This is a genomic window from Streptomyces cyaneofuscatus (genome assembly GCF_000718135.1).
Lineage (GTDB): Bacteria > Actinomycetota > Actinomycetes > Streptomycetales > Streptomycetaceae > Streptomyces > Streptomyces cyaneofuscatus.
The window spans coordinates 116,793-135,144 of record NZ_JOEM01000010.1 but is presented as its reverse complement, the minus strand read 5'-3'; the positions used below and the strand labels follow the sequence as shown (position 1 = coordinate 135,144).

The 18,352-nt window shown below is 72.1% G+C and carries 15 protein-coding genes and 2 pseudogenes; 11 read left to right on the top strand and 6 right to left on the bottom strand.

Features of this window, described 5'->3' with window-relative positions:
- Positions 1 to 103 precede the first annotated feature (103 nt).
- From IF17_RS0118835 to mug, 5 genes are all read left to right on the top strand, one after another.
- Entirely contained in the window at positions 104 to 1,444 is a 1,341-nt protein-coding gene (locus IF17_RS0118835; RefSeq protein ID WP_030567423.1) for a hemolysin family protein, read from the top strand.
- On the top strand, positions 1,441 to 2,460 hold the full coding sequence (locus IF17_RS0118830; protein WP_030567421.1) for a hemolysin family protein: 1,020 nt from the start codon (positions 1,441 to 1,443) through the stop codon (positions 2,458 to 2,460). Before IF17_RS0118835 ends, IF17_RS0118830 begins: the two co-directional genes overlap by 4 nt.
- Before the next feature lie 114 nt (positions 2,461 to 2,574).
- The gene (locus tag IF17_RS0118825; protein ID WP_030567419.1) at positions 2,575 to 3,438 is read left to right on the top strand and encodes an SGNH/GDSL hydrolase family protein; all 864 of its coding nucleotides are present in this window, start codon (positions 2,575 to 2,577) and stop codon (positions 3,436 to 3,438) included.
- 111 nt (positions 3,439 to 3,549) lie between these two features.
- Positions 3,550 to 4,992, top strand: a complete 1,443-nt coding sequence (gene purB, locus IF17_RS0118820) for an adenylosuccinate lyase (protein WP_026242234.1) — start codon at positions 3,550 to 3,552, stop codon at positions 4,990 to 4,992.
- Positions 4,993 to 5,011: 19 nt separating this feature from the next.
- Positions 5,012 to 5,569 (top strand): G/U mismatch-specific DNA glycosylase, encoded by a 558-nt coding sequence (gene mug / locus IF17_RS0118815; RefSeq protein ID WP_030567417.1) that lies wholly within the window; start codon positions 5,012 to 5,014, stop codon positions 5,567 to 5,569.
- A gap of 34 nt (positions 5,570 to 5,603) precedes the next feature.
- Here mug and IF17_RS0118810 read toward each other — a convergent pair whose 3' ends face one another.
- The 3 genes from IF17_RS0118810 to IF17_RS0118800 are packed head-to-tail and all read right to left on the bottom strand — an operon-like array spanning position 5,604 to position 7,760.
- Positions 5,604 to 6,038: a hypothetical protein gene (locus IF17_RS0118810; protein ID WP_030567415.1), complete on the bottom strand. Its 435-nt coding sequence runs from the start codon at positions 6,036 to 6,038 to the stop codon at positions 5,604 to 5,606.
- A 49-nt stretch (positions 6,039 to 6,087) separates the two neighbouring features.
- A complete protein-coding gene (locus tag IF17_RS0118805) occupies positions 6,088 to 6,825 on the bottom strand; it encodes an ABC transporter permease (RefSeq protein WP_030567413.1) in 738 nt (245 codons plus the stop codon).
- A complete protein-coding gene (locus IF17_RS0118800) occupies positions 6,822 to 7,760 on the bottom strand; it encodes an ABC transporter ATP-binding protein (RefSeq protein WP_030567411.1) in 939 nt (312 codons plus the stop codon). Before IF17_RS0118800 ends, IF17_RS0118805 begins: the two co-directional genes overlap by 4 nt.
- Before the next feature lie 108 nt (positions 7,761 to 7,868).
- Here IF17_RS0118800 and IF17_RS01000000136545 point away from each other — a divergent pair.
- The 3 genes and pseudogenes from IF17_RS01000000136545 (at position 7,869) to IF17_RS0118785 (ending at position 10,949) form a co-directional block, all read left to right on the top strand.
- Positions 7,869 to 9,069: pseudogene (locus tag IF17_RS01000000136545) on the top strand (sensor histidine kinase).
- Positions 9,041 to 9,691 (top strand): response regulator transcription factor, encoded by a 651-nt coding sequence (locus IF17_RS0118790; RefSeq protein WP_030567409.1) that lies wholly within the window; start codon positions 9,041 to 9,043, stop codon positions 9,689 to 9,691. Before IF17_RS01000000136545 ends, IF17_RS0118790 begins: the two are co-directional and overlap by 29 nt.
- Positions 9,692 to 9,791: 100 nt before the next feature.
- Positions 9,792 to 10,949 (top strand): ROK family protein, encoded by a 1,158-nt coding sequence (locus tag IF17_RS0118785; protein ID WP_026242235.1) that lies wholly within the window; start codon positions 9,792 to 9,794, stop codon positions 10,947 to 10,949.
- Positions 10,950 to 11,161: 212 nt separating this feature from the next.
- Here IF17_RS0118785 and IF17_RS0118780 read toward each other — a convergent pair whose 3' ends face one another.
- Positions 11,162 to 11,929, bottom strand: coding sequence for a GntR family transcriptional regulator (locus IF17_RS0118780; RefSeq protein WP_030567407.1), 768 nt, complete (start codon positions 11,927 to 11,929; stop codon positions 11,162 to 11,164).
- A gap of 306 nt (positions 11,930 to 12,235) precedes the next feature.
- Complete coding sequence (locus tag IF17_RS0118775; RefSeq protein WP_030567405.1) at positions 12,236 to 13,120, bottom strand: RNA polymerase sigma-70 factor; 885 nt, start codon at positions 13,118 to 13,120, stop codon at positions 12,236 to 12,238.
- Positions 13,121 to 13,242: 122 nt separating this feature from the next.
- On the opposite strand from IF17_RS0118775, the gene IF17_RS0118770 reads away from it, so the two are divergent.
- Entirely contained in the window at positions 13,243 to 14,127 is an 885-nt protein-coding gene (locus IF17_RS0118770) for an alpha/beta fold hydrolase (RefSeq protein ID WP_030567402.1), read from the top strand.
- 15 nt (positions 14,128 to 14,142) lie between these two features.
- On the opposite strand, the pseudogene IF17_RS1000000137890 reads toward IF17_RS0118770, so the two are convergent.
- A pseudogene (locus IF17_RS1000000137890) lies at positions 14,143 to 14,988 on the bottom strand (DMT family transporter); the annotation flags it as partial.
- A gap of 47 nt (positions 14,989 to 15,035) precedes the next feature.
- Here IF17_RS1000000137890 and pdxR point away from each other — a divergent pair.
- Positions 15,036 to 16,544: a MocR-like pyridoxine biosynthesis transcription factor PdxR gene (gene pdxR, locus IF17_RS0118760; RefSeq protein ID WP_030567398.1), complete on the top strand. Its 1,509-nt coding sequence runs from the start codon at positions 15,036 to 15,038 to the stop codon at positions 16,542 to 16,544.
- 160 nt (positions 16,545 to 16,704) lie between these two features.
- Complete coding sequence (locus IF17_RS0118755; protein WP_030567396.1) at positions 16,705 to 18,297, top strand: alkaline phosphatase D family protein; 1,593 nt, start codon at positions 16,705 to 16,707, stop codon at positions 18,295 to 18,297.
- Positions 18,298 to 18,352: the final 55 nt, after the last annotated feature.

The window sequence follows — 18,352 nt, the reverse complement described above, 5'->3', positions numbered from 1 at the left end:
CATCTGCCGAAAGGTGTGAGCGTCCGCCCATGGGCGAGCCTCCCCGTAGCCGACACCGCGCGATCCGTCCGCCCCTGCCCGATCATGGGACGGAGGTGAACCGATGATCGAAGTGCTTCTGCTGCTCGTCGCCCTTCTGCTCTGTGTCGCGTGCGGCGCCTTCGTGGCGGCGGAGTTCTCGCTGACCACGGTGGAGCGCGGCGAGCTGGAGCGGGCGGTCGAGCGGGGTGACCGGGGTGCGTCGAGCGCCCTGAAGGCCGTACGCAGCCTGACCTTCCAGCTCTCGGGCGCGCAGCTCGGGATCACCGTCACCAATCTGGTGATCGGCATGCTCTCCGAGCCGTCGATCGCCAAGCTGATCCGCAGCCCGGTGGAGGCCGCCGGGCTGCCTCCGGCCGCGGCGTCCACGCTGGCCCTCGTCATCGGTACGGCGCTGTCCACGGTGGTCCTGATGGTGGTCGGCGAGCTGGTGCCGAAGAACTGGGCGATCTCCTCGCCGCTCTCCGTGGCCAGGGCGGTCGCCACCCCGCAGCGGGTGTTCACCGCGGTGTTCCGGCCCTTCATCAGCCACCTCAACAACACGGCGAACCGGATCGTGCGCCGCTTCGGTCTGGAGCCGACCGAGGAGCTGGCCTCCGCCCGCAGCCCGCAGGAGCTGGTCGCGCTGGCGCGGCACTCCGCGAAGGAGGGGGCGCTGGAGGCGGACACCGCCGAACTCTTCGTACGGACCCTGAATCTGGCGGAGCTGACCGCGGAGAACGTGATGACCCCTCGGGTCCAGGTGACCGCGCTGGAGGTGCGGGCGACGGCTGAGGACGTGGCCAACGCGACCCGCGCCACCGGTCTCTCCCGCTTCCCCGTCTATCGCGGCAGTCTGGACACCGTGGTCGGCGTGGCCCACATCAAGGACGTGCTGGCGGTCCCGGCGGACGAGCGCCCCCGTAAGCGGGTCTCGGAGATGCTGCGTGAACCCCTCCTCGTACCGGAGACGCTCACCGTCGACCGACTGCTGGATCAACTGTCCGGCAAGCTCGCCATGGCGGTGGTGATCGACGAGTACGGGGGTACGGCGGGGGTCGTGACGTTGGAGGACATCGTGGAGGAGGTCGTCGGCGAGGTCCGTGACGAGCACGACCCGCACGAGACGCCCGATCTGGCGGCCGCCGGTGAGGACGCCGACGGCCGCACCCTGTGGTCGGCCGACGGGGCGGCCCGCACCGACCAGCTGAGCCGGATCGGGCTGCGGGTGCCCGACGGGCCCTACGAGACGCTGGCCGGGCTGATCGCCGCCGAGCTCGGACGGATCCCGACGGTGGACGACACCGTCGAGCTGGCGGGGTGGCGGATCGACGTGGTGGACGCCACGGGCCGTCGGGCCGCGCGGGCGCTGCTGCACGCGCCGCCGCCCGGTGCCGAGGAGCGGACGGAGGAGGAGGGCCGGTGATCGTCCTTCAGCTCTTCATCGGTCTGCTGACCCTGGTGGTCAACGCCTTCTTCGTGGGCGCCGAGTTCGCCCTGATCTCCGTACGCCGCAGCCAGATCGAACCGCGGGCCGAGGCCGGTGACCGGCGGGCCCGCAGTGTCATCTGGGGTCTTGAGCACGTCTCGGCGCTGCTGGCCGCCGCCCAGCTCGGCATCACGCTCTGCACCCTGGTGCTGGGCATCGTGGCCGAGCCGGCCATCGCCCATCTGCTGGAGCCCGTCTTCGACGCGGTGGGGGTGCCGCACGGGCTGGTGCACCCGCTCTCCTTCGCGATCGCGCTGAGCGTGGCGACGTATCTGCACATGCTGCTGGGCGAGATGGTGCCGAAGAACATCGCGCTGGCCGAACCGGCGCGCAGCGCGCTGCTCCTGGGTCCGCCGCTGGTCGCGGTGGCGCGTGCGCTGCGTCCGGTGATCTTCGCGATCAACGCGTTCGCCAACGCCCTGCTCAAGCTCCTGCGGGTGGAGACGAAGGACGAGGTGTCCGCGACGTTCTCGGACGACGAACTGGCCCGGCTGGTGAAGGACGCCGGGGACGCGGGGCTGGTCGACGACCGCTCGGCGGAGCGGCTGCGGCACGCCCTTGAGCTGGGCCGGCGTCCGGTACGGGATGTGGTCATGCCGGTGGACCGGGTGCTGTACACCCGGGTCGGCACCACCCCCGAGGACCTGGAGCGGCTCTCGCACGTGTCCGGGTTCTCCCGCTTCCCGGTGATGGACGGCGAGGGCCGCATCCTGGGCTACCTCCATGTGAAGGACGCCCTGGACGCCACGCCCAGGGATGCGCCGTTCCCGGTGACCGCTCTGCGGCCGATCGCCCGGGTCCGCGCGTCGACCCCGCTGGACGACGTGCTGACCGCGCTGCGGCGCAGCCGGACCCATCTCGCAGCGGTCCTCGACGACGGGGACCGGCTGGTCGGCATGGTCACGCTGGAGGACGTCCTGCGCGAGCTGGTCGGCAGGACGCAGTCCCGCTGAACGCCCGGGTGACGGCTCCTCCGCCCGCTACGTGACGGCCCCCGTGCCAGCTACGCGACGGCTCCCGTACCGGCCGGACGGTACGGGAGCCGTACGCGATAGAATCACCGGGCCATGGAATTGAATGCCTCCTACACCAGTCTCGTCGCGGTCGGCGACTCCTTCACCGAGGGCATGTCGGACCTGCTCCCCGACGGCACCTACCGGGGCTGGGCCGATGTTCTGGCCTCCCGGCTCGCGTCCCGGTCCCCCGGATTCCGGTACGCCAACCTCGCCGTACGCGGAAAGCTCATCAGCCAGATCGTCGACGAGCAGGTGGACGCGGCGGCGGCCATGCAGGCCGATGTGGTGACCCTCGTGGGCGGGCTGAACGACACGCTGCGCCCGAAGTGCGACATGGGCATGGTCAGGGGGCGGCTGGAAGAGGCCGTGGAGCGGCTGGCCCCGTCCTGCAAGCAGCTGGTGCTGATGCGCAGCCCCGGGCGCAACGGCCCGGTGTTCGACCGGTTCCGTCCTCGGATGGAGGCGCTGTTCGCACTGATCGATGACCTGGCGGGCCGGCACGGAGCCGCGGTGGTCGACCTCTACTCCGCGCCCTCGCTCAGCGACCCGCGCATGTGGGACGCCGACCGGCTGCACCTAGCCGCCGAAGGGCACCGGCGGGTGGCGGAGGCGGTCTGGCAGACGCTGGGGCTCCCACCCGAGCTCGACTGGCAGGCCCCGGTCCCCGCATCCCTGCCGCCCCGCTGGGCGAACCGGCGGGCCGACGACATCCGCTTCGCCCGCCGCCACCTGGGCCCCTGGATCGGCCGCCGGCTCACCGGCCGGTCCTCCGGCGACGGCCGGTGGGGCGCCCAGTTCGACCCGGGGACGACCTCGGGCTTCTGGATCACGCCCGCGGACGCCGAGACCCCGGGCCCGGTGACGGGCTGGCGCCGCACCTCGCCCGAGGAGGGCCCGTCCCCCGCGTCTTCGTGACCGGCCCTCGTAACGGGTCTCCGTAACGAGTCCTCGTCACCGGTCTTCGTAGCAAGCCACAAAGAGGCCCGCGGCGCTGGCCTGCAGAAACCGACAGTAGAATCCCTTCACGTGACTGCTGTGTCTGCGAAGCCTCGCATCCCCAATGTCCTGGCCGGCCGCTACGCCTCCACGGAGCTGGCCGTCCTCTGGTCCCCCGAGCAGAAGGTGAAGCTGGAGCGTCAGCTGTGGCTGGCGGTGCTGCGCGCTCAGAAGGACCTCGGGATCGAGGTGCCGGATGAGGCGCTGGCCGATTACGAGCGTGTGCTCGACCAGGTCGATCTGGCGTCGATCGCCGAGCGCGAGAAGATCACCCGGCATGACGTGAAGGCCCGGATCGAGGAGTTCAACGCTCTCGCGGGTCATGAGCAGGTCCACAAGGGCATGACCTCCCGGGATCTGACGGAGAACGTCGAGCAGCTGCAGATCCGCCTCTCGCTGGAGCTGATGCGCGACCGCACCGTGGCAGTGCTGGCCCGGCTCGGCAAGCTCGCGGCGGAGTACCGCGAGCTCGTGATCGCCGGCCGTTCGCACAACGTCGCCGCGCAGGCGACGACGCTCGGCAAGCGCTTCGCGACGGCGGCCGACGAGCTGCTGGTGGCCTACGGCCGGCTGGAGGACCTCCTCTCCCGTTACCCGCTGCGCGGGATCAAGGGCCCGGTCGGTACGGCGCAGGACATGCTGGACCTTCTGGGCGGTGACGCGGACAAGCTCGCCGACCTGGAACAGCGCATCGCCGGACACCTCGGTTTCGCCGAGGCGTTCACCTCGGTCGGCCAGGTCTACCCCCGCTCCCTCGACTACGACGTGGTGACCGCTCTGGTGCAGCTCGCCGCGGCGCCCTCGTCGGTGGCGAAGACCATCCGGCTGATGGCCGGCCACGAGCTGGTGACCGAGGGCTTCAAGCCCGGCCAGGTCGGCTCGTCCGCGATGCCGCACAAGATGAACACGCGCTCCTGCGAGCGGGTCAACGGCCTGATGGTGATCCTGCGGGGCTACGCCTCGATGACGGGCGAGCTGGCGGGTGACCAGTGGAACGAGGGCGACGTGTCCTGTTCCGTGGTCCGCCGGGTGGCGCTGCCCGACGCGTTCTTCGCGTTCGACGGTCTGCTGGAGACCTTCCTGACGGTGCTGGACGAGTTCGGCGCGTTCCCCGCGGTCGTGGCTCGTGAGCTGGACCGTTACCTTCCTTTCCTGGCGACGACCAAGGTCCTCATGGGCGCCGTGCGGGCCGGGGTGGGTCGCGAGGTGGCCCACGAGGCGATCAAGGAGAACGCGGTCGCCTCCGCTCTGGCGATGCGGGAGCAGGGTGCCGAGCGCAACGAGCTGCTCGACAAGCTGGCCGCCGACGAGCGCATCCCGCTGGACCGGGCGGAGCTGGACGCCCTGATGGCGGACAAGCTCTCGTTCACGGGCGCGGCGGGCGACCAGGTGACGGTGCTGGTGTCCCGGATCGAGGAGATCACCAAGCAGCACCCCCAGGCCGCGGCGTACGCCCCCGGCTCGATCCTCTGACCGGCACCGCGTTCACCGTATGACCCCCGAAGAGCTTCGCGCCGCCCGCGACCGCATCGTCCCCGATGTGGCCGCGGGCGGTCTGCGCGTGCTCTTCTGCGGTATCAATCCGAGCTTGATGACCGCTGCCACAGGCCATCACTTCGCCCACCCAGGCAACCGGTTCTGGCCGGTCCTCCACCGTTCGGGCTTCACGCCCCGGCAACTGCTGCCCTCGGAGCAGTCCGAACTTCTGCCCCTCGGTCTCGGCATCACCAATGTGGTGGCCCGGGCGACAGCTCGTGCGGACGAGCTCGGGACGGAGGAGTTCCGGGAGGGCGGGGCGGCGCTCACCGAGAGGGTCGAGCGGCTCGCGCCGGCGTGGCTCGCGGTCGTCGGCATCACCGCCTACCGCACGGCCTTCGGGGAGCCCCGCGCGAGGATCGGCCGGCAGGAGCGCACGATCGGCGGTGCCCACGTGTGGGCTCTGCCCAACCCCAGCGGCCTCAACGCCCATTGGACGATCGACACGATGGCCGAGGAGTACGCCCGCCTCCGTGCGGCCGTCCCGGCATCAGCACCGAACTGCCCCGGCTGACACCCTCACCGGCCGCCGGTCCCCTCCGTCCGGATCAGGGCGGGTCGATGACCGTCACCAGCACCGTCACCTCGCAGCCCGGCCCTTCCTCTTCCAGGACCAGCCCGATCGCGACCCACCGCTCCTCGACCTGCCACAGTCGGACGAACTCACATGCGGCCACCGGGTCCGCCCAGGGGTCCGGTATCACTTCGCCCGCCAGCATCCGCTCCTGGGCGCTCCACAGACTCATCACCTGAGGTTCGCCCCAGCGGGCGGTGAGGAGCGTGAGCAGCGCGTCGTGCTCCGCCAGGCATTGGGCCCGGTGCTCCGGGCCGGCCGGTTCGTCGTCCCATGGTTCATGGCCGGTGCGCAGGAATGCCGTGTGATAGCCGGGTCCGCTGACTCCCGAGACCGACGGGGTGCGCTCCTGGGGGAAGTTCCCGGTGCACATCCCGTCGATGAGGCGGAGATGGTGTGCGGTCGTCATGACGTCAGTAAACCGTCCGGCACTGACAGGTGATGCCCTGCCCCCGGGCTCAGGCGTCGCGCCGGCGCACCGCCCACCAGCCCGCCAGGAGCGCGGCCGCCGCCCAGGCCGCTGTCACGGCCAGTCCCGACCATGGCCCGAGACTGCCCTCCGGGTTCTGGTGGAGCACCAACTGCCCGGCTCGGTCCGGAAGATACCGCGCCACCGCGGTGGCTATGTCCGCGAAGACGAAGGGGACGATCAGGAGGAAGGGTATGAGGAGGCTGAGCACCGCGACCGCACTGCGCAGGAGCGCCGTGAGCCCCGCCGCGAACAGCGCCATCAGCGCGAGGTAGATCCCTCCCCCGACAGCCGCACGCAGCGCACCGGGGTGTCCGAGGCCGATCGCGTGCTCCCCCAGGAAGAGCTGGCCGACCAGGAAGGCGGTGAAGCTGGTCACCAGCCCGACCACGAGCGCGGACCCGCCGATGGCCGTCATCTTCGCGGCGTGGAAGAGGGAGCGGCGGGGCACCGCGGCGAGCGATATGCGCAGGGCGCCGCCGAGGAACTCCGAGGAGACCGCCGCCGCACCGAACGCGATGGCCGCGATCTGTCCGAAGTTCAGCGCGTAGAAGGCGTCGAAGACCGGTTCGGCTCCTGCCCGCTCCGCCTGTTCCCGACCGACGGTCCCGAGGGCGAGGACGGTGACGGCGAGCGTGGTCGCGAGGACGGCCACCAGGGAGCCGTAGAGCGACCGTACCGATCTGATCTTGATCCACTCGGAGTGGAGTACTGCCGTCGGTGTCATGGTCGCGCCTCCTGGCGGGTGCTGGTGGTCGATGCGGCGAAGGGAGTGTCGTCCGAGGTGAGGTCGAGGTAGGCCTGTTCCAATGTGGCCCGTTCATCGGCCAGTTCGAGGAGGGGGATGCCCTCGTCGGCGGCGAGCGTGCCGATCGCCTCCGCGGTGACGCCGTCGATCACCCAGCGGCCGTCCTCGGCCTGTGCTGCGGTCAGTCCCCTGGTGGCCAGCGCCGATCGGAGCCTGGCCTGTTCGGTCGTCCGCAGGTGGACGCGGGGGCGGCTGCGGGAGTCGAGGAACTCCCGCATGGGCAGGTCGGCGAGGAGGCGGCCCCGGCCGAGCACCACCAGGTGGTCGGCGAAGGAGGCGGTCTCGTTCATGCGGTGGCTGGAGACCAGGACCGTCCGGCCCTCGCGGGCGAGCCGCTTCATCAGTTCGCGGATCCAGATGATCCCCTCGGGATCCAGCCCGTTCGACGGCTCGTCCAGCATCACCACCGCCGGGTCCCCGAGCAGGGCGGCCGCGATGCCGAGACGCTGGCGCATGCCGAGGGAGAAGGTCTTGATCCGTCGTGCTCCCACATCGGCGAGCCCGGTCTCCTCCAGCACGGCTTCCACCCGCGAGGCGGCTATGCCGTTGCTGGCGGCGAGCACGGACAGGTGACTGCGTGGTGTGCGCGAGCCGTGGGCGGCCTGGGCGTCGAGCAGGGCGCCGACGGTACGCAGCGGTTCGGCGAGCTGGGCGTAAGGCCGCCCGCCGATGGTGGCCGTGCCGCCGGTCGGCCGGTCCAGGCCGAGAACAAGGCGCATGGTCGTGGACTTGCCGGCGCCGTTGGGGCCGAGGAATCCGGTGACGCTGCCCGGTCGCACACGGAAGCTGAGGCGGTCCACCGCACGGGTGGTTCCGTACGCCTTGGTGAGCTGGTGGACGTCGATACTGGTCATGTCCTCAAGCCTGGCCGCCGCGCCTGGCCGCCCGCTTCCCCCGTCGGCGGGAATCGTCTCCCTCTCTCGGGGGAGCCGCCGTGGACGGGGCGCTGGGACGATGGACCCATGCACCGCATCCTCACGCCTCTGACCAGCGCGGTCACGTACAGCCGCTGGTTGCACATGTTCATTCCGGCTGCCGCGGCCAGCGTGTGGTTCTTCATCTCCGACGCCTTCTGGGCGCCCCTGCTCTTCGCGGTGCCGATCGGTCTCATCCCCGCGATGCGGCTCGAGGAGGGCATACAGGCGCAGTTGCTGCTGACTCCGTCCGAGCGCGGGCGGCCCGATGCCTCCATCGCGGCGGCCTCCTCGTCGAGTTGGGCGGAGCGGTGGCGCACCGTGCTCTGGCTGGAGGTGCGGCTGCTGATATCGGCTGGGGCGATCCTGGCGCTCTGGCTCCCCGTGGCCTCGATCGAGCTCGTCCTGTCGGCGGCGGGCAGGCCTCCGGGCGGGCTGGCCGAGGGCTTGGACCCGCACTGGTGGAACGTGCTGCTGGCGCCCCTGCCGATCATTCCGCTGCTCGTTCTGGTGGTGCTCGGGGGCCGGTTGAGCACGGCGGCCGCCCGGTGGCTGCTGGGGCCGTCACCGACGGACCGGCTGACGGTGCTGGAGGGGCTGACCGAGGAGCTGTTGGAGCGCAATCGCATGGCCCGGGAGCTGCACGATTCCATCGGCCATGCGCTGACGGTGGCGGTGGTGCAGGCCGGTGCGGCGCGGACGGCGAACGATCCGGCGTTCACCGAGCGGGCGCTGGCCGCCATCGAGGAGACCGGGCGCGACGCCCTGGAGGACCTGGAGCGGGTGCTGCGGGTGCTGCGTGAATCCGGCACCCCGGTGAGCCGGCGGCCGACGCTGGCAGAGGCCGAGCGGTTGCTCGACTCCGCGCGGAGTTCGGGGGCGAAGGTGGATGCGCGGGTGTCCGGGGATCTCGGCCTGGTCCCGGGTCCCGGCGCCGGTGTCGCGGGAGGGGTACCGGATTCTTCAGGAGAGCCTCACCAACGTGCTCCGTCATGCCGGCCCGGTCTCCGTCCGGGTGACCATCACGGTGGCCGGCGGGCGGCTGGAGCTGGAGGTGGCCAACCCGCTTTCGGGGGCGGCCGGTCTGCCCGGGAGCGGCAGTGGCCTGCGGGGCATTCGGGAGCGGGCCGCGCTGCTGGGCGGGAAGGCGCGCACGGAGTCGCGGGAGGACGAGTGGAGGGTGAGCGTGAGCCTCCCGCTGGACGGCATACGCTGGTCGGATGCCGTTCACCGTTCTTCTGATCGATGACGAACCGCTCGTCCGGGCCGGCCTGCGTGCCGTGCTGGAGGCTCAGCCCGACATCGAGGTGGTGGGTGAGGCTGCGGACGGTGCCGCGGTGATCCCTCTCGTGAACCGGCTGCGTCCCGATGTGGTGGCCATGGACGTGCGAATGCCGCTGATGGACGGCATCGAGGCGACCCGGCTGGTCCTGCGGACCGTGCCGGACCCGCCGAAGATCCTGGTGGTCACGACGTTCGAGAACGACGAGTACGTCTACGAGGCGCTGCGGGCCGGGGCCGACGGCTTCCTGCTCAAGCGCGCGAGGCCCGCGGAGATCGTGCACGCCGTGCGTCTGGTGGCCGAGGGCGAGTCACTGCTGTTCCCCGCCGCGGTCCGGCAGCTCGCGGCCGAGTACGGCACGAACGAGGCGTGGGCGGCCCTGGAGAGGGCCGCCCTCACCGACCGGGAGGAGGAAGTGCTCCGGTTGGTGGCCCGAGGCCTGTCGAACGCGGAGATCGCCGCCGGGCTGACCGTCGGGATCGAGACGGTGAAGTCCCATGTCAGTTCGATTCTCGCGAAGTTGGGTGCCCGGGACCGTACGCAGGCGGTCATCGCGGCGTACGAGTCCGGTTTCGTGGCTCCGAGCTGACGCAGGTTGCGGCTCGATACCGGCTTGCGGAGCTGCTCGCAGGGCCTGCGAGCAGCGAGTACGATCCGGCAGACATGCGCACGAGCTGGGAGGACACACCGTGAGCCGGCTGACCGGGGGAGATCCGTCGCTGCTGCGGCGGATCAATTCAGCGGTGGTACTGCACGCCCTGAGGGGGGCCGGCTCGCCGACGCTCACGGACCTGACCCGGATCACGGGTCTCTCCCGTCCGACGGTCGAAGGCGTGGTCGAGGGGCTGTTCGAGGCCGGTCTGGTGGTCGAGGCCCTGCCCGACGAGAGTGAGGCGCGGCGCCAGGGACGGCCTGCCCGCCGGTTCCGCTTCCGGGCCGAGGCCGGACATCTGCTGGGCGTCGAGATCGGCCCGCACCGGGTTTCGGCGCTCCTGTCGGGGCTCGACGGCCGGGTGACCGGGGCGGGTTCCCGCACGGTGTCGGAGACGGCGGATGCGGACGAACGGCTCGACCAGGTGAGAGCCGTGATCGCGGACCTGCTGCGCCGCACGGGGGTGGCCCGGAGCAGTCTGCGGGCCGTCGGCGTCGGCAGCCCCGGCATCGTGGAGGCCGATGGGACCGTCCGGCTGGGCACGGCGCTGCCGGGGTGGACGGGGCTCGCGCTCGGGGAGCGGCTGCGGCGTTCGTTCCGCTGTCCGGTCCTCGTCGAGAACGACGCCAACGCCGCCGCCGTCGCCGAGCACTGGAAGGGTGCGGCCACCGAGTCCGACGACATCGTCTTCGTCCTGGCGGGGCTGAGCCCGGGAGCCGGTTCGCTGATCGGCGGGCGTCTGCACCGGGGGTTCGGCGGGGCGGCCGGGGAGATCGGTGCTCTGCACCTGCTGGGCAGGGACGTGACTCCGGAGCATCTGCTGTCGACCACGGGCACCCCGCTGGAACCGCTGGACGAGCAGGCGGTGGCGGTGGTGTTCGCCAAGGCGCGGCAAGGCGACGCGGAGGCGCAGGCGGCCGTCGAGCGGTTCCTCCAGCGGCTCGTGCACGATGTGGCGGCCCTGGCGCTGGCGCTCGACCCTGAGCTGGTGGTGGTCGGGGGCTGGGCCGCCGGCCTGGACGGAGTGCTGGAGCCGCTGCGCGCGGAGCTGGCCCGCTACTGTCTGCGCCCGCCACGGGTGACCCTGTCGTTGCTCGGCGAGGCCGCGGTCGCGACGGGGGCCCTGCGGCTGGCGCTGGACCATGTCGAGGAGCAGCTGTTCGCCGTGGAGGGCGCGGTGACGGCCCGCCGTTGATCGCGCGGACAGGCCGGGGTGGGCGCACTGCCTCAGAGCGTGCCGCCCCAGGCCCGGACCGGGCCGGCGTTCGCTGAGCGCGGGCGGGGCGGGAGACGCGCTGATGGCGGCCCGGCCGGTTTCCCGGCGGACCGCCATCAGGTGGCGTTGTTCATGGCGGGCCCGGAGCCTTCCGGGCTGCGGCGGCCCGCAGGCTCCCGGTGCGCGGGGCGTCAGGAAGCCTGGCGCTCCTGCTGCTCGTCGTGGCTGATCTCCAGGGCGCCGGAGTCCCCGAAGGTGAGCCGACAGGTGTCCGCCCGGTAGGTGGCGATGGACACGGCGGCCGTACCGCCCGCGGCGAAGTACCGGGTGGTGACGACGAGGACGGGTGCGCCCGGGAGCCGGTCCAGCTCCTTGGCGTCGTCCGCGCGCGCCGATCCGAGCTCGACGGAGCGGTCCTGTCCCTCCAGGCCCAGCCGGTGCAGCTCGCGCAGGACGGCCCGGGCGCGCACGGTGCCGGACGGTGCGTCGATCGCGGAGAGGTCGGGCACCGAGGAGGCGGGCACGTAGAGAAGCTCGGCCGCCACCGCCTGGCCGTGGGTGTCGCGGATGCGGCGCACCACGTGCACGGGCTCGGTTCCGGTGCCGAGCATCGCGGCCACGGCGCTCGGGGCGGCCTCGCTCGCGCAGTCGACGGGCTGCCATGCCTCGCCGGTCACACCACCCGCCCACTCGTGCTGGGCGGTGGAGACGGCCACGCCCACGCGCGGCGGGGCGACGGTCGTGCCGACGCCTCGGCGGCGCTGCAGCCTGCCTTCCAGTTCGAGCTGCTCCAGAGCCTGCCGGAGCGTGGCACGCGCGACGCCGAACCGTGCCGCGAGGTCCCGCTCGTTGGGCAGGATCTCACCCACCGCAAAGTCCGAGTCGAGTGCCTCACTGAGCACGGTCTTGAGGTGCCAGTACTTCGGCTCCTGCACCGATTCCAGCTGCGTGGTCCCCACCAAGTCCTCCGCAATCGCCCAGCGACTTTTCCGCGACGCTATTTATTAAAGGTTCCTGTCTTAAGGTGACCTTAGGATGGCGCACCCCCTTGGTCAAGACCAATCCTTATTCCGTAACGGAACGAAACGGGACTTTGGCGCAGAGCGTTCACAAGACGTTCGTGGTGCCGTGAGCCACGCGCAGCATGAAGCCCCACCACCGGGCCGGTGGTGGGGCTTCCGCGGATCGGTCGCGGGCCGGCCGCGGAGGAGGATCGTCCGGATTCCTCTTGGCCGGAAAAGTCGACCGGCCACACAGCGGACCTGCTACACAGCGGAGAGACCTGCGAGCTTGTCCGGATTGCGAACGATATAGATGCATTGAATGGCGCCGTCCCGGACCTCCACCTGGAAGAAAGTATCCGGCTTTCCTCCGACAAAGCACGCCACAGCAGGTCCGCCGTTGAACTCCGCGACGCGCATGTCCCAGTCCGGTCCCACCTCCTGGCCGACCGCGGCGAGGAACCGGCCGACCTTGTCGGCGGTCTCGATGACCCGCCGCGCGGCCTTCGCCTTGCCGCCCGCGTCGCTGACGAGCCGGACGTCCGGTGCCAGGAGTGCCATCAGCTGCTCGATGGAGCCGCCGGACGCGGCGGCCAGGAACCGCTCGGTGAGGTCCCGGCGCTCCCCCGGGTCGACGTCGTAGCGCGGCTTGCGCTCGTCCACATGGCGCCTGGCGCGCCCGGCGAGCTGCCGGACGGCCGCCTCGGTGCGGTCGAGAGCGGTGGCGATCTCGGCGTACGGGAAGCCGAAGGCCTCCCGGAGCACGAAGACGGCGCGCTCCAGCGGCGAGAGCGATTCGAGGACGACCAGCACGGCGAGGGAGACGGAGTCGGCGAGGACGGCCCGCTCCGCCGCGTCGGGCACGGCCGGCCCGAAGTCCGTGACCACCGGTTCGGGCAGCCAGGGACCGACGTACGCCTCCCGGCGCGACTTCAGGTGGCGCAGCCGGTCGATGGCCAGCCGTGTGGTGATCCGCACGAGGAAGGCGCGCGGCTCGCGGACGTCTCCCTGGGCCGCGGACGACCACCTCAGCCATGCCTCCTGCACGACGTCCTCGGCGTCTGCGACACGGCCGAGCATGCGGTAGGCGACGCCGGTGAGGACGGGCCGGTGCTCTTCGAAGACGTCGGTCGCGGGGTCGGCTGTCACCGGTCCATCCCAGCCGACGCGCCCGGCGCTGTCCAGCGGGAATCGCCGTAGCCCTTGAACTCCAAGCTACCGGACGGTAATTGTTGTTGACGCGATGTCTACCCACTCCAGGGAGCAGCTCCATGACCACCACGGTCTCCTTCACCGTCGATTCGGCGCACGGCCCCCGTCCGGTCTCGGTGGAGTACGAACGGACCGGTGCGGGAGAGCCGTTGGTCCTGCTCCACGGCATCGGACACCACCACCAGGCCTGGGACCCGGTGACGCGGATCCTGGCCACCGAGCGCGAGGTGATAGCCCTCGACCTGCCCGGCTTCGGCGCGTCCCCCGGTCTGCCGGACGGAGTTCCGTACACGCTGGAGGCGGTCACCCCGGTCCTCGGGGCCCTCTTCGAGGCGCTGGGACTCGACCGCCCGCATGTGGCCGGCAACTCCCTCGGGGGCTTGTTCGCCCTGGAGCTGGGGCGCACGGGGCTGGTCCGCTCGGTGACCGCCCTGTCGCCCGCGGGTTTCTGGAACGAGCCGGAGCGCCGCTACGCCTTCACGACCCTGCGGGCGATGCGCCGCGCCGCGCTGGCCCTCCCGGTGCCCGCGATCGAGCGGCTGTCGCGCAGCGCGGCCGGGCGTACGGCGCTGACCAGCACGATCTACGCCCGGCCCGGCAGGCGTTCACCCGAGGCCGTCGTCGCCGAGACCCTGGCCCTGCGCGGAGCGACCGGCTTCCACCAGACGCTGGCCGCCGGCGGGAGCGTCTCCTTCACCGACGATGTGAAGGGCATCCCCGTCACCGTCGCCTGGGGCACCCGCGACCGCATCCTGCTCCGGAGGCAGGGCCTCCGCGCCAAGCACGTGATCCCGGACGCCAGGCTCGTGCGGCTGCCCGGCTGCGGGCACGTGCCCATGAACGACGACCCGGCCCTGGTGGCCCGCGTCATCCTCGACACCAGCCGCGCAGGGGACGGGGCGCTTCACGTGCCCGCCCGCCTCGCGGCGCCGCAGGACGCCTGAGCCGAGCGCCACCCCGGCACCGACGAGCAGGCTCCCCGCGCCCTGCGCCAGGCCGTACGTCCCCGCTCCGACGAGCGGCGCCGTCAGCGCGGCGGAGACCGGGATGAGGCCGGAGAAGAGGGTGGCGCGTTCGGCCCCGATGCGCTGCAGGCCGATATACCAGCAGACGAAGCCGATCACGGTCACGACGACGGCCTGCCAGAGCAGGGCCGTCGTCTCGGCCGCTGACGGCACCCGCAGGAACGCGCCGCCGTCCATCACCAGCCCGAGCAGCGTGGACTGGACGGCGGCGATCGCGCACACCGTCGCCGCGAGCAGCTTCGGGCCGAGCGGTCGCAGCACCGGCACGGCCAGCACCGCGAAGCCGGTCTCGCCCGCCAGCGCACCCACCGACCAGCAGATCCCCGCCAGGTCGGTGCGCCCCCAGCCCTGGACCGTGAACGCTCCGGCGGCGACGAGCCCGGCGGCGTACAAGGTGACACGGGACGGGCGGCGGTTCTCCAGGAGGGGGACCAGGACACCGACGACGATGGGCGCGCAGCCGACGAAGACGCCTGGAACAGCCGGCTCCGCGGTGCGCTCCGCCGCCAGGATCGCCAGGTTGAACCCGACCATGCCGACCGCCGCCAGCAGGCAGAGCCGCATCCAGCGGCGGCCGGAGAGGCTGCGCAGCGGTACGGCGACGGGGTCGGGGCCCCGCCGCAGCAGAGCGGCCAGCAGCAGGGCGGCCAGGCCGTAGCGGAGCGCCTGGCCGCCCGCGTACGGGTAGTCGCCGAGGACACTGTTGGCGGTGAAGGAGGCCCCCACCAGCACACAGGCGAAGGCCGCCAGGAGGGCCCCGCGCAGAGAGTTCGCGTTCATGACGGTGACGCTAGGTTCGGGACCGGACCGGTTTAAGGTCCACTTCCATGACGTCTTCGGGGACCAATTCGAACGGTGGAGGCGGCCGCGGCGGATCCGGCGGTCTCGATTCCACCTCGCCGGCCTGGGAGTTGCTGCTGCCCGCCGCCGCCGCGCCGGCGCGCGGGCGGGGGCGCGCGCTCCGGTCCGCGCTGCGCGAGGCCGTCCGCTCGGGCCGTCTCGCCGCGGGTACGAGGCTGCCGTCCAGCCGGGAACTCGCCGCGGATCTGGGGGTGTCGCGCGGGCTGGTCACCGAGGCGTACGAGCAGTTGACCGCCGAGAGCTATCTGCGCAGCGGGCAGGGCGCGGGGACCTGGGTGAGCGACGGAGTGCGCGCGGCGGCGCATTCCGTACGGGATCTGGCGCCGCGCGCGCCGGGCGCGCGGGTGGACTTCCGGCCGGGTGTACCCGACCTCTCGCTCTTCCCGCGCGCGGCGTGGGCCGCCACCCAGCGGACGGTGCTGGGCCGGCTGCCGCACAGCTCGCTGGGGTACCCCGATCCGCGCGGGCTGCCGGAGCTGCGGGAGGCGCTGGCCGGCCTGCTGGCCCGGCGGCGCGGGGTGGTGGCCGATCCCGAGCGGCTGGTGGTCTGCTCCGGGGTGGCACAGGCGACGACGCTGCTCGGCTTCGTCCTGCGGGAGCAGGGCCTCGCCACCGTCGGGGTGGAGAACCCGGGCAGCCCGGAGCACGCGTCGCTGTTCGCGGCGACCGGCCTGCGTGCGACTCCACTGCCTCTCGACACGGAGGGGGTAGCACTGGGTCCACTGCGGCGCTCCGGCGTGCACGCCGTGGTGACCACGCCGGCGCACCAGTTCCCCACTGGAATCGCCTACTCCGCCGAGCGTCGCCGTGCGTTGCTCGACTGGGCGCGGGAGGCGGACGCCGTGATCCTGGAGGACGACTACGACGGGGACTTTCGTTACGACAGGGCTCCGGTGGGTGCTCTGCAGGGGCTCGACCCGGAGCGCGTCGTGTACACCGGGTCGGTGAGCAAGTCCCTGGCTCCGGGTCTGCGGCTGGGCTGGCTGATCGCTCCCGCCGCGCTGACCGACCGGATCGTTGCCCGCAAGCGGACCATGGATCTCGGAAACCCCGCCATCGACCAGGCGGTGCTGGCCGACTTCATCGTGCGCGGCGCCTACGACCGGCAGCTGCGCCGCTGCCAGCGCGCCTACCGGGAGCGCCGCGACGCCCTGGTGGCCGCGCTCGACGAGCACTTCCCCGGCACGGTGGTCAGCGGTATCGCGGCAGGCCTCCACATCATCGCGCGGCTGCCGCAACGGTACGGCCCCGAGGACGCGTTCCTGCGCCGCGCGGACCGGGCGGGCATCGCGCTGCGGCCGCTGAGCGACTGCGGGGACGCCGGGCCGGAGGACGGCGCGGTGGCGCTCGTGCTCGGCTACGCCCATCTGGGGGCGGCTGAGATCTCCCGGGGCGTCGGCATGCTCGCGGCCGCTCAGGAGCCGGGCGCGCAGGGGGCGGGCACGCAGGAACCGGGCGCGGGTGCTCGTGCCTGACGGCTCATCGGACCGGCCCCGTTCACCCGGCGTTGGGACGGCGGTCTCCGCGGACCACTAGGCATGGGGGCGGAGACCGGCTCCGGCCCGGCGGAGCGCTGCGGCCGCCCCGGCCCGGTGTCCGTCCGCCCGTTCCGTCCACCGTCCTGGAGGCGCTTCGATGCCGCACCGTCCGCACATCCCCTCGCCCGGCCGCCGTACCGTTCTGCGGGGCTCGCTGCTCGTCCCGGCGGCGGTCGCCCTGCCCGCGGCCGTCGGCGCGGCTCCCGCCCTGGCGCTGGCGGGGCGGCCGGAGGCGGCGTGGGGCGTGCAGGTGGGGGGCGTCACCGCCTCGTCGGCGCTGGTGTGGGTGCGGTCGGACCGGCCCGCCCGGATGCTGGTGGAGACCGCGGCGACCGAGTCCTTCCGCCGGGCCCGGCGCTGGCACGGGCCGCTGATCGGCCCCGGGTCGGACTTCACCGGCACCACTCCCCTGTACGGCCTCCCGGCGGGCGAGCAGGTGCATTACCGGGTCACGTTGGCGGACCCGGGCGATCCGCGCCGTACGGGAAAACCGGTGTACGGAACGTTCCGTACCGCTCCGGCCCGACGTCGTGACGGGGTGCGCTTCCTGTGGTCGGGGGACATCGCGGGGCAGGGGTGGGGCATCAACCCGGACATCGGCGGCTACCGCGTGTACGAGGAGATGCGCCGCCTCGACCCGGACTTCTTCCTGTGCAGCGGCGACACCGTCTACGCGGACGGACCGCTCCAGCCGAGCGTGCCCCTGCCCGACGGCCGGACCTGGCGCAACGTCATGACCGAGGAGAAGGCCAAGGTCGCCGAGACGCTGGACGAGTACCGGGGGAATTTCCGCTACAACCTGCTCGACCACAACGTCCGGCGCTTCAACGCGCAGGTCCCCTCCGTCGTCCAGTGGGACGACCACGAGGTACGCAACAACTGGTACCCCGGCCAGATCCTCGACGACGCGCGCTACACCGAGAAGAACGTCGACATCCTCGCGGCCCGCTCCGCGCGCGCCTTCCACGAGTACTTTCCCGTGTCGGCGCCGCACGGCTCGTACGGCACCTCCTCGCGGCGCTCCCGCATGTACCGCACCGTCCACCACGGGCCGCTGCTGGACGTCTTCGTCCTCGACATGCGCTCGCACCGCAACCGCAACTCCCCCGGGCGGCAGGCCGACGACACCACCGGCATCCTCGGTGCCGAGCAGCTCCGCTGGCTGAAACGCTCCCTTGCCGAGTCCCGCGCGGTGTGGAAGGTGATCGCGGCAGACATGCCGCTCGGCCTGGTGGTGCCGGACGGGGCGACGGACTTCGAGGCGGTGGCGCAGGGCGATCCGGGAGCTCCGCTCGGGCGGGAGCTCCAGATCGCCGAGTTGCTGCGGTTCATCAAGCACCGCAAGGTCACCGGCACTCTGTGGCTGACGGCCGATGTGCACTACACCTCGGCGCAGCACTACGCCCCCGAGCGGGCGGCGTTCAAGGACTTCGCCCCGTTCTGGGAGTTCGTCTCAGGTCCGCTGGCCGCAGGGGGATTTCCGGCCAACGCGCTGGACGGCACCTTCGGACCCGACCGGGTCTTCGTCCGGGCGCCGGACCGGGCCAATGTGTCGCCGATGGAGTCGCCTCAGTTCTTCGGAGAGGTCGAGATCGACGGCGACAGCGTTGAGCTGACGGTACGTCTGCGGGCCGAGGGGGGCGGGGTGCTGTTCACCAAGGTGCTGCGGCCGGGCCGCGTCGGCCAGTGAGGGAGCGCGCTGACTTGCGTGTACAGGTCAGCGGTGGAGCGCCGCTGACCTGCGC

Excerpts from the sequence above, each read along its gene's own strand:
- IF17_RS0118835 (WP_030567423.1), top strand. The coding sequence starts at position 104 with ATGATCGAAGTGCTTCTGCTGCTCGTCGCCCTTCTGCTCTGTGTCGCG.
- IF17_RS0118825 (WP_030567419.1), top strand. The coding sequence starts at position 2,575 with ATGGAATTGAATGCCTCCTACACCAGTCTCGTCGCGGTCGGCGACTCC.
- mug (WP_030567417.1), top strand. The coding sequence starts at position 5,012 with ATGACCCCCGAAGAGCTTCGCGCCGCCCGCGACCGCATCGTCCCCGAT.
- IF17_RS0118810 (WP_030567415.1), bottom strand. The coding sequence starts at position 6,038 with ATGACGACCGCACACCATCTCCGCCTCATCGACGGGATGTGCACCGGG.
- IF17_RS0118805 (WP_030567413.1), bottom strand. The coding sequence starts at position 6,825 with ATGACACCGACGGCAGTACTCCACTCCGAGTGGATCAAGATCAGATCG.
- IF17_RS0118800 (WP_030567411.1), bottom strand. The coding sequence starts at position 7,760 with ATGACCAGTATCGACGTCCACCAGCTCACCAAGGCGTACGGAACCACC.
- IF17_RS0118790 (WP_030567409.1), top strand. The coding sequence starts at position 9,041 with ATGCCGTTCACCGTTCTTCTGATCGATGACGAACCGCTCGTCCGGGCC.
- IF17_RS0118770 (WP_030567402.1), top strand. The coding sequence starts at position 13,243 with ATGACCACCACGGTCTCCTTCACCGTCGATTCGGCGCACGGCCCCCGT.
- pdxR (WP_030567398.1), top strand. The coding sequence starts at position 15,036 with ATGACGTCTTCGGGGACCAATTCGAACGGTGGAGGCGGCCGCGGCGGA.
- IF17_RS0118755 (WP_030567396.1), top strand. The coding sequence starts at position 16,705 with ATGCCGCACCGTCCGCACATCCCCTCGCCCGGCCGCCGTACCGTTCTG.